The following is a 10,544-nucleotide window of genomic DNA, read 5'->3' on the forward strand; positions in this document are numbered from 1 at the left end:
TAACAGGGGCTTGGAAGGTCTGTGGGTTTCCCCACTCCCCGGTGACCGGGGCTTGACACCCAGTGATGGGGGAAGTTCATAAATTTTTGCGGCGTTTATAAACCTGTGTAGGAGCTGCCGAAGGCTGCGATCTTTTGATCTTGGTTTTTAAGATCAAGATCAAAAGATCGCAGCCTTCGGCAGCTCCTACAGGGGGAAGGTGTGAATCAGGGGACCAGTTGAAAGGCCAGGCGAACGGTAGTGCCCTCGCCTTCGCGGCTGTCGAGGGTTACGCCGCCGCCGAAGCGTTCCATGATGCGTTTGACCAGCACCAGGCCGACGCCCAAGCCACCCGATTTGGTGGTGAAAAACGGCCGGAACGCCATGGTCCGTTGTTCTTCGTTCATGCCTTTGCCGGTGTCGCTGAGCACCACACACACGCCGCCGTCGCCGCTCGGTTCCAGGCTGACGGTCAACGTGCCCCCCTTGTCCATCGCCTCCAGAGCATTGGCCAACAGGCTGTTGAGGATCTGCGCCAACTGCACCGGCTGACTGAGCACCATCGGCGTGTGCTGCGGATGAAACATCACTGTCACCCCGGCCCTGGCGATCTGCTGTTCGAAGGCGACGAGGCTTTCGTGCAGCGCAGCTACCAGATTCACCGGTTCCGGGTCATCGTTGAGTGGACGCAGCGATTGCAACAGTTCGCGCACCCATTTCGACATGCGATCGACCTGGCCGATGATGTCCTTGATGTTCTTTTCGGCCGGGCCGGCATCGAACTCCAGCGCCAGTTCGGCGCTGGAGCGGATGGTCGCCAACGGATTGCGCAAACTGTGCGCCACCGCTGAGGACATCTCGCCCAGCGCGACAAAGGTTTCATTGGCGATCAGTTGTTTTTGCTGGGCGGCGAGCAGAATCGCCGCGCGCCGCACGATCCAGTACAGGCCCAGGTAAATCAGCCCGCCGCCGAGTGCAGTGGCCAGCCAGATCAGGGTCAAACCGCGCTCCATGCGCGCAATCAGGTCTTTGGGTTCCTTGTAGATCTCGACCATCGCCGTGACGTTCTTGCCCTCGGCGTCGAACAGCGGAATGTAGTTTTCGATAAAGATGTAATCCGGCGGGATGACGAACTTCTGTTCCTCCCGGGCCTTGTCGACGTCGTGGTAGCTGGCGGAGACCGGAATCTTTTCGTTGAAGGAGCGATCGAGGTCTTCATCGGCATGAATGCTGGTGCCGATAAGCGCGGGATTGGTCGACCAGATCACTTGGCGATCCGGCGCGTAAATGTTGGCGAGGATTACGTCCGGCAGGTGCTCGATGTGATCGAGAAATTCACCCCGCGCCCCGGCCCGGGCCTGTGGGTCGACATCGGGAAAGTCCTTGTCCTGACGCGGATCGAGCAATTCGCCCATCGTACGGATGTTGGGAATCGACACGTGGCGCACTTCGGCGGACGCGATGGCCTGGATGAACTGCGCGGTGAGCAAGGCATCGCGCTGCACGCTCTCATCGATCACGAAACGCGTTGAAACCGCGCCAAGTGCGATGGCCACGGTGCCGATCACCGCCATGCTGATCAGCGAAAACCAGCGCAGCAGGTTGAACGGTTGCTTGTGCGAGCCCAACCGTAGATGGCCCTCCTCGACCGGTAGCGATTTCGACTGCATGTTCATGGCGGCGACTTCCCGATACGTCCCTATAGGGTTATAGCCCACGGGTGGGGGTTTGCCCGGATGCGGGGATATCGACCCGGTTGCACCTCCCAAACTCACCCCCGATCCCTGTAGGAGCTGTCGAGTGAAACGAGGCTGCGATCTTTTGATCCTGTTTTTGAATCAAGATCAAAAGATCGCAGCCTTGGGCAGCTCCTACAGGGGTTTTGTGTACGGCGGGCCATGAAGGGCATCCCCACCGTCCCCGATTCTGGGGAATGACGCCCTTTCCCCAGCTATCCCATCCAGGGCTTTCCAACCGCAAAAGCCCTCTACCCCGGCCCTCTCCCGCCCATTCACCGCACCTTGGCATGGAAGGTGTACAGGCCCTGTGCAACTGACCCATCCCCAAGGGGCAGGTACTTTGATAGAGGGATTAACTCATGCACCCTTTACTGTCCAAAACCGCGACCGTCCTGGTCGTGAGCGCCTTGGCCCAGGGCATCGCTCAGGCCGCTTTGTTTGCTGTTGATCCGGGCCCGTACACGCCGGCCAACGGCGGCTTCGCCAGTTGGTATCAGGACTCACACGGTCGCACCCTGGATCTGTGCCTGTCCAAAGCGCTCAGCTCCCGAGTACCCAGCGCCCCTGGCGCGCCGTCGTACATGTGCTCGCTGCTGCCGACCCCCGGTGTGTTCGATGACGCGCAACCGATTGTCTTCCCGACAAACTTTCCCGACGAAGCGTTCTGGTTCACCGGCGAAACGGCCCTCGTTGACGCCGCAAGGGGAATTGATCTGGGCTACGTCAGCGCCATCGAAGCCGCATTCGCCGCTGAAGAACCGGTGGAAGGCGATCAGGTCAGCTTCGCGCGGATCCGTATTCGCGTCGATGTGCCCACCGCCGGCACCTATGTCATCACCCACCCGTATGGCGTCGAGGTGTTCAACATCGATACCCCCGGGCGCCGCGCAATCAACATGACCCGCGACATCGGCATCGGCACGCCGCAAACCTATGACGGCGCGCTCAAGGGTGATATCGGCCCGTTCCTGCGCAGCGTCAATGGTCCGTACACCGAAACCAACCCGCTGACCGGGGCCGCCGAACAGTTCGTCGGCGACCCCAACCTCAGCGAGGCGGTCACCGGCAGCCCGTTCAACACCAACTTCGTACGCATCGAAGGCCCGAACGGGCTGGACTTGCGCACCACCACTTTCGCCGTCTCCGGCAAGTTGTCGACCGTCGTGCGGCCAACACCGATGATCCCGCAGCGCAGCACCTACTCACGCAAGGCCGGCGACAGCGCACCGGTGGCGCAGCAAGACGTGTTTGTCCTTGCCCCGCCTGCTCCGGGCACGGCGGCCGTCACCAGCAGCACACCGGTGCTGAACATGACCGAAGCCAACAGCACCGGCAGCTGGTACGCGCAGTCCTCGGTCAACCCCACCTTGCCAACCACCTTGCAGGTGACCGCCGACAACCACCTGGCCATCGCCAGCAGCACGCCGACCACCCTGCCCATGACCCTGACCGACCTGGTGGTGATCCAGAGCGCGCAATACAGCCTCAGCTCCGGACAACTGACCGTAGTGGCCTCGACCAGTGACGAAACCTCGCCGCCGGTACTCACCGCCACCTCCGGCAGCGGCGCCGCCATCGGTGCGCTGGGCGGCGACGGCGCAGTGAAAACCCTGGCCACCGGGATCTCACCGATCCCTCCGGCCAAGGTCCGCGTGACGTCGTCCAACGGCGGCAGCGATACCGAAGAAGTGGTCATCGTGCAATGAACGCTCACATGCCCAGATCCGCATCAGGAGGCATCATGAACAAGTGGCCACGCTTCGCGCTCAACGCGCTCGGGCTCGCTCTCTCGCTGACCGGCAGTGCGTACGCGCAACTCGCCGCCGTCGACCCCGGCCCCTACACCTTCGCCACCGGGAAATTCCCGATGTGGTATCAGGACGAAAATCAGCTATCGATGGAACTGTGCCAGTCGCGTGCTGCCAGTTCACGCGTTGCGGCGACCACGCCGCCGGCCTACATGTGCATTCTCCTGGCCGAGCCGGGTATCTACGACGACGCCCAGCCGATGATCTTCCCGGACAACTGGCCGCCGGAGGCCTTCTGGTTTCTGGCCGAAAACACGATCGCCGACAACGCTGCCGGTTATGGCGTGGACGCCTATGTCGCCGGGATCGAAGCGGCGTTCGCCTCGGAAAATCCGGCCGATGGCGATCAACAAAGCTTTGCGCGGATTCGCATCCGGGTGAACGTGCCCCTTGCCGGCACCTATACGATCACTCACCCCTACGGCGTGGAAACGGTCAACGTCACCGCGCCCGGTCGGCGCGCGATCAATATCACCCGCGACATCGGCATCGGCGCACCGGGCAATTTCACCGGTGCCGTCGGTGGCGCAATCGGGCCGTTCCTGCGCAGCGTCAATGGCCCCTACACCGAAGTGAACCCGGACACCGGCGCCACGGAAACCTTCGTCGGCGACCCTAACCTCACCGAAGCAGTAACCGGCAGCCCGTTCAACACCAACTTCCTGCGCATCACCGGGCCGGCCGGGACGATCCAGTCGAACGTGTTCAGCCTGTCCGGCAAAGTGCTCGACAGCCGTCAGCAGACCCAGGTTGAAATCGACCGCGCCACCTATCGCCGCACATCGGCCGGAGTGCGTGCCGAGGTGTTCGCCAAGGCTGACAGCAGCTCGACCCTGTGCATGCGCGAAACCGTGGCGCTGCTCCCCGGCCCACCACCAACGCCGTGCCAGACCAGTCTGTTGGGTGACAACAACGGTCTGTTCTTCGGTCATCGCCTGGGTACCGGTGCAGTCCCACCGGTGGTGGTAGTGACCGCCACCAACCCGACCGGCACTACCCGGCCGACGGCGGTATCGGCCAAGCTCACCGACGTGGTGAAAGTGCAGACGGCGCGCTACAACTGGGCCAACCACAGCCTGCTGATCGAGGCCACTTCGAGCGATGAAGTGGCGATCCCGGACATGGTCGCCCAAGGTTATGGACGTCTGTCGAAGTCCGGCACCCTGCAACGCATCACAGTCGCCGACCTGACTCAGCCACCGGCCACCGTGACGGTGAAATCCGCCGCTGGCGGTGGTGACACCGAAGCGGTCGTCGTGGTCGGCACCGCGCCAGACACTGGTGAAAACCAGGCGCCGATCACTAACGCCGACAGCGGCAGCACAAGCTTCGGCGTGCCAATCACCCTCAGCGTGTTGACCAACGACAGCGATCCTGATGGTGACAATCCGCTGGGCATCACCGCGTTGACTCAACCAGCTGCCGGTCAAGGCACCGTCGCCCTCAACGGCACCACATCGGTGGTCTACACCCCGCCAGCGGTAGTCAACGCGCCACTGACCACGACCTTCACCTACAAGGCACAGGACGCCAAAGGTCTGGCCTCGGCCAACCCGGCGACGGTGACGATCACCGTCGCACCGAATCAGGCACCGACCGCCGTCGCCGACAGCGTCGCCACCCTGGGCGTAGCGATCCCGATCAACGTGCTGGCCAACGACACCGATCCGGAAGGCAACGTGCCGCTGGCCGTCGCCAGCCTGACCCAACCCGCCGCTGGACGCGGCACGGTCAGCAGCAACGGTACGGTGATCACCTACACCCCACCGGCCACCGTGACCACCGCATTCACCACGACCTTCACCTACATCGCCCGGGACAGCTTCGGCGCCCTGTCGACCCCGGCTACGGTCACCGTGCAAGTGTCGCCACGGCCAGCAGCGGAAACGTTCACCGTCACTGCCTCCACGGTGCAGGCACGCTCCGGCGGACGGTTCAACTGGGACTTCACCGGCACCTCGTCAGTGACCACCGGCAACACCATCACCGTGCAGGTCACCACCCCGTCCGGGCTGGTCACCCTTGGCACCACCACGGTGCCGTTGACCGGACGCTGGCGGCTGACGCTGAACAACACGCTGGTCGTGCCATCGGCCAACCCGACTGCGACGATCCGTTCGTCCCAGGGCACCGTGCGCACGGTCTCGGTGACCACGCTGTAGGCCTGATCCCCAGACACTTCCGGGTGGCTGGGGCTGACTTCGAACCGGTTAACGCCTGACAGGATGTAAGCCATGAACACGCCGACCGCCGCCCTGCTTTGCCTGCTTGTGTTGTGCAGCAGTGCAGGCGTGCGCGCCGACGACCTGATGGAAAACGACGACCTGGCCCCGACCAGCAGCGACCTCGGCGAACTGCCCCCACCCGTGGGTCAGCAAGCCCTGATCGACCAGCTCGGCCAGGCCAACGTCGCCCTGCTGCAACAGAACGGTCAGTCGCTGCTCGGGCAGATCGTGCAGTCGGGCAGCAATCAGGAAGCGTACATCCTGCAACAGGGCAGCGACCTGATGGCGCTGATCAACCAGAACGGTTCCGGCAACGCCGCTTCCATTACCCAAAACGGCAGCCACAACCGCGCGCAGATTTCGCAAAACGGCAACAACAACGACGCCAGCATCGAGCAGGCCGGCGCGGGGCTGCAAAGCGCCGTGACCCAGTCGGGCAACGGCATGAGCGTTTCGGTCAAGCAATACCGCTAAGCACTGCAAATCATCGGAGAGATCATCATGTTCAAACTGACGCCCCTCACCGCCGCCCTCCTGGTCATGATCAGTGCCCAGGCCATGGCCGACGACAGCCTGTCCAACCAAAGCCAGGTCGGTACCGCCAACATCGCGGATGTGAAACAGACCCAGGCACCGTTCAGCACCGCCACCCAGACCCAACTGGGCCAAGGCAACGACGCCGCCGCCGTGCAAGACCACGCCAGCAGCGTGATCACCCAGGACGCGGTCGGCGACTACAACGCCGGTTACGCCGAACAACTTTACGAAGACAACGCCACCATCACCCAGCAACAGACCGGCGCCTTCAACACTGCCCACGCCAGCCAGTCCCTCGGTTTCGGCTCACCCAACAATGCGCTGCAACAACAGCAAGGCACCGGCAACTTCTCGTTCGTCTACCAGGACTCGCAGAACGGCAGCGAAGGCAAAACCTTCCAGTTCGGTGACAGCAACGAAGCCAACATCGAGCAACTTTATGAAGGCAGCGGCAACAGTTCAGTCATTACTCAATATGGCACTGCCAACTACGGCACCGCCGAACAAGTGCTGCACAACGGCGGCCAGATCGGCATCAACCAGGCCGGCGAAGGCAACTACGCCTACGGCGACCAGCGCAACGGCACGGGTGGCAACATCACGATCAACCAGTTCGGCAACCTCAACGGCACGGAAATCTGGCAAGACGCGCAACTGGCCAGCCAAGCCACCGTCAACCAGTACGGCGACAGCAACGAAACCGTGGTCGACCAAAGCTTCGGCGAAAACAACACCGCCGCCGTCACCCAGGTCGGGAATACAAACGCCATCTACGCCGACCAATTCGAATCGGTCAACTCGACACTGGCGCTGTATCAGGTCGGTAACGGCAACGTGCACTTCACCTATCAGAACGGCGACAGCCATGTACTCAGCGCCACCTCCGTCGGCAACGACAACAAGGTCTACGCCAGCAACTGGAAAGGCCCGCAGTCAGGTGGGCAGTTCGGCAGCAACCAACGTGCGACCGTCACCCAGGCTGGCAGTGGCAACATCGCCAACTTCACTCAGGATGGCGTCGGGCATGTGATGACCACGCATCAGACCGGGACTGGCAACAAGACCACGGTCAGTCAGGCGGAGTCGTATAACGAGCTGTATTTTGATCAGAATGGTAGCGACAACATTCTGATTTCGGATCAACGCGGGACGGGCAACCTGGTGCAAGGTTCTTCGAATGGCACGGGGAACAGTGCTGATTTCGATCAGTCGGGGACTGGCAACCAGGCGTATACCGCGCAGTTGTATGGCAGCGACAACATGATCACGGTGAAGCAGGCGGACACGATGAACGTGGCATATGTGACCCAGGGCGGCACGGGGAACATTGCCAATGTAGATCAGAGTGGCGTGACGCAGACGGCGAACATTCAGCAGTTTGGGTCGGCTAACCAGGCGACGGTTTTGCAGCAGTAGGGGTTGGGTGTTGATGAGCCGCGATTCTCTGGTGAGGGGGGTCGCGGTTTTTTTTGGCCCTATGTAGGAGTTGCCAAAGGCTGCGATCTTTTGATTTTGCTATTGAAGATCAAAAGATCGCAGCCTTCGGCAGCTCACAGTCGATCAATCTGGCATTGAACGAATAATGTCGGCCAGATCATCCTTGGTTAATTCATTGGCCTTAATGGCGGCAGCGATATCTTTTTTGGAAAGCGGAAAACGCTTGAAAATTTCTTTCAAAGTATCAGCATCCACATTTGCCAGCCAGAGTGGATCAATGAAAGAACCACCATACTCAGGCTTCATGGGCACTTCTTCGTGAACAATCGCGCCTTTATGATTCAGATACACCACATAACGATCGTGACCTTCAGGAAAGCTTTTATCGTGGTAGAGCGTAGTGCCCAGAGGCAGGACATAGAAATTATCGTCGCCATTTGGTCCTCCGATCAGCAACGGCTCTTTGGTTTTGATCATTTTCATATCGTGTCGATTTGAATGACCGCCAAATACGATTGAAGCCAACAACACCCCATTCACAGATAGAACTGCCGCCAGCCACAGACTGACTCGCCTGTTTGTAAACAATTTTCCTATCATTCTTTGCCTCGGTATCCCTTCGAGTGTCACTGGTAAATCAATGCACATGTAACTCTTGCAGTGTATCGGCGACTGCCTTGATCCGTGTGAGATTGATCAACCTGTAGGCTTCAAATCTTTTTCGCGCAACGCCTCTTGAGCCTCATGTTTGATTCGCCGTTCCTCCATCAATGCCTCGATCTCTGCCATGACCTGCTCATGCGGAATGTTCGGACGCGGATCATCGAGTGACTTCTGGACTTCGGCACGGAACCAGCGGTCGTAGCTGGCGGCTTGTTCTTCGCTTTCGAACTCTGGGACGGTTGTGGAAAACAGGGGATCCGTGGTGCCTCCGGACTGAGGGTAAAAACGCGGTTTCTGTTCTTGATCGTTCCAACGCTCTGTGTGGGAATGCCTCTCGGGACGCTCCGCGTTCCAACTCGCGAATTTGACGCAGAGCGTCAAGGGCTGCATTCCTTTGCTGCGCGTGGGAACGATCAATCAGCCATCCTTCAACTCGACGTGATCAAGGGCTTGATTCACCGCCAGTTCGCCCAGCATGACGACTTGTGCGATACCCAGTGCTGTCTTGCGGTGTGAAGTTTCCAACGAGGCGGCGAAGTTGATGAGCATTTCGCTGGCCGAGCCGAGGGTTTCGCTGGCGTTGGCCAGCAGGGATTCGGTGTTGTACCTGGGGTTGGCGAGGTACATGGGTTCCGGCTCGTTGGTGCTGGACATGATGTGGGCGGTGGGGTTGAGGTAGAAATCGAGGGCACGGTCGGCGGCTTCGTGGAGTTTCTTGCTGTCGACTGAGGCGTAGGGGGATGTGGTGTTGGTGTCTGGTTCTGGGGGGTTGGGTGTTGGTTTTTTCATGGTGATTCTCTCTCATTGATAGTTGCAGCTAGCCCATTCGACTTCCAGGAAAAATGGGTGGCAGCTGTACGCAGGCTGGAAATCCGGGAGAGAGCAACCCGGCAGACACGAATGTCTCCCGCGCACAACCGCCATAACAGAGTGCACACAATGAAAGTGCGCAAGCATACGTTATGAAAGGCGTATCTGCTCTCTCGTGTCTTCGGGTTTCCATGCCCGGTCGCTGAATTGGCAGCGACGAACACAGGCTAGAGACCGGACGTCTGACGGACAACCTGAAAACATTGTGGGAAGGTTCCGCTGATTCAGACACTTCTTTAAACACACTTCAGATCGCAGCCCTCACCCTAGCCCTCTCCCGGAGGGAGAGGGAACTGACCGAGGAGGTTGAGAGAGATACGCCGACGTGCGCTACCGAGTTGAATTCAAGTCTCGAAAAACGCCAAAACCGGCCGCCTCTCCGTTCTCAAACCACCAGGCTTTCTATCAGGCGACGAACGAGCCCCCAAACGTTTTGCGAACACGTTGGACGCTCACGCGAAACAGGTACTGATTATGCCGACGCGTGCTGGAAAATCTGCTTTCCAGCTAGATGGTAAAGCTGTCTCGGCCCGTGATATCGAACTCACCGTCGCTGATCAGAACACCGGGATGTACAGCATCTTTTGACTGGAAGTGAAACTTGCCTTTGTAGATATTCTTCTCGCGATCAAAGGTTATATCGAACGAGCCTTCATCGGCGTTGAAGATCCGGGTTGAGGATGTCCCGCCTACCCTCTTCATTGTGGAATAGGCTGCGGCCACGTGCCCGTTAACGATATCACTGCGACCGTTTTCTATCTCGGCACTGAATACAACCTCAATGACGTTGACCATAGTTTTACCTTGGGAATCCTGCGTTTCCTGAGCAGCGGCCAACGTCAGATACATCCGCCGCATAGGAACGTGATAGTCATAGGCGAAATTCAAACCATCCGACACGAATGCCACACCATTGATATTCGCGCGCAGGGAACCTGAGGAAGGGCTTTCTTCGCTCGGAAAAACAAATTCAGTCACCATGTCCATCTCCTTGATCGTCATGTCCTGTGACCAGATAACGAATCTGGCTGGATCAAGGTAGGCACGGCTTTTTACGCTGTCTACTGTCAACCTTGACAGTAGACAGCGCGGAAAATCTGTTGATGAGTCTGAGGATGTTGTCCTGCGATGCGGAAAGTTGCCTACAGACAACCTGAAAACCTTGTGGGAAGGCTCCGCCGATTCAGGCGCTTCTTTAAACGAACTTCAGATCGCTGCCCTCACTGTAGAGACCGGCACATCCTTTACAAATTAGACCGGGGACATCGTTTACACCTTTACAGGCT

The 10,544-nt window shown here is 59.4% G+C and carries 9 protein-coding genes; 4 read left to right on the forward strand and 5 right to left on the reverse strand.

The features are described 5' to 3' along the window. Positions 1-206 precede the first annotated feature (206 nt). Positions 207-1,655, reverse strand: a complete 1,449-nt coding sequence (locus M9827_RS20490) for an ATP-binding protein (protein WP_250606865.1) — start codon at positions 1,653-1,655, stop codon at positions 207-209. Between the two features lie 422 nt (positions 1,656-2,077). Here M9827_RS20490 and M9827_RS20495 point away from each other — a divergent pair, with 422 nt between their 5' ends. The 4 genes from M9827_RS20495 to M9827_RS20510 all read left to right on the forward strand — a co-directional run bounded on the left by M9827_RS20495 (position 2,078) and on the right by M9827_RS20510 (position 7,704). Continuing rightward, on the forward strand, positions 2,078-3,424 hold the full coding sequence (locus M9827_RS20495; protein WP_250606866.1) for a hypothetical protein: 1,347 nt from the start codon (positions 2,078-2,080) through the stop codon (positions 3,422-3,424). Between the two features lie 35 nt (positions 3,425-3,459). After that, positions 3,460-5,688 carry an Ig-like domain-containing protein gene (locus tag M9827_RS20500; protein WP_250606867.1) on the forward strand — a complete coding sequence of 743 codons (2,229 nt, stop codon included), beginning with the start codon at positions 3,460-3,462 and terminating at the stop codon, positions 5,686-5,688. Between the two features lie 72 nt (positions 5,689-5,760). Then, a complete protein-coding gene (locus M9827_RS20505; RefSeq protein ID WP_128616044.1) occupies positions 5,761-6,225 on the forward strand; it encodes a curlin in 465 nt (154 codons plus the stop codon). A 27-nt stretch (positions 6,226-6,252) separates the two neighbouring features. After that, positions 6,253-7,704, forward strand: a complete 1,452-nt coding sequence (locus M9827_RS20510) for a curlin (RefSeq protein ID WP_250606868.1) — start codon at positions 6,253-6,255, stop codon at positions 7,702-7,704. Positions 7,705-7,848: 144 nt separating this feature from the next. Here M9827_RS20510 and M9827_RS20515 read toward each other — a convergent pair whose 3' ends face one another. From M9827_RS20515 to M9827_RS20530, 4 genes are all read right to left on the reverse strand, one after another. Then, positions 7,849-8,325, reverse strand: coding sequence for a magnesium and cobalt transport protein CorA (locus M9827_RS20515; protein WP_250606869.1), 477 nt, complete (start codon positions 8,323-8,325; stop codon positions 7,849-7,851). A gap of 96 nt (positions 8,326-8,421) precedes the next feature. Beyond that, a complete protein-coding gene (gene relB, locus M9827_RS20520; RefSeq protein ID WP_250606880.1) occupies positions 8,422-8,640 on the reverse strand; it encodes a type II toxin-antitoxin system RelB family antitoxin in 219 nt (72 codons plus the stop codon). A 165-nt stretch (positions 8,641-8,805) separates the two neighbouring features. Next, a complete protein-coding gene (locus M9827_RS20525; RefSeq protein ID WP_250606870.1) occupies positions 8,806-9,177 on the reverse strand; it encodes a DUF6124 family protein in 372 nt (123 codons plus the stop codon). A gap of 588 nt (positions 9,178-9,765) precedes the next feature. Then, positions 9,766-10,239 (reverse strand): hypothetical protein, encoded by a 474-nt coding sequence (locus M9827_RS20530; RefSeq protein ID WP_250606871.1) that lies wholly within the window; start codon positions 10,237-10,239, stop codon positions 9,766-9,768. Positions 10,240-10,544 lie beyond the last annotated feature (305 nt).

Source organism: Pseudomonas sp. AKS31, from assembly GCF_023634765.1.
Classification (GTDB): domain Bacteria; phylum Pseudomonadota; class Gammaproteobacteria; order Pseudomonadales; family Pseudomonadaceae; genus Aquipseudomonas.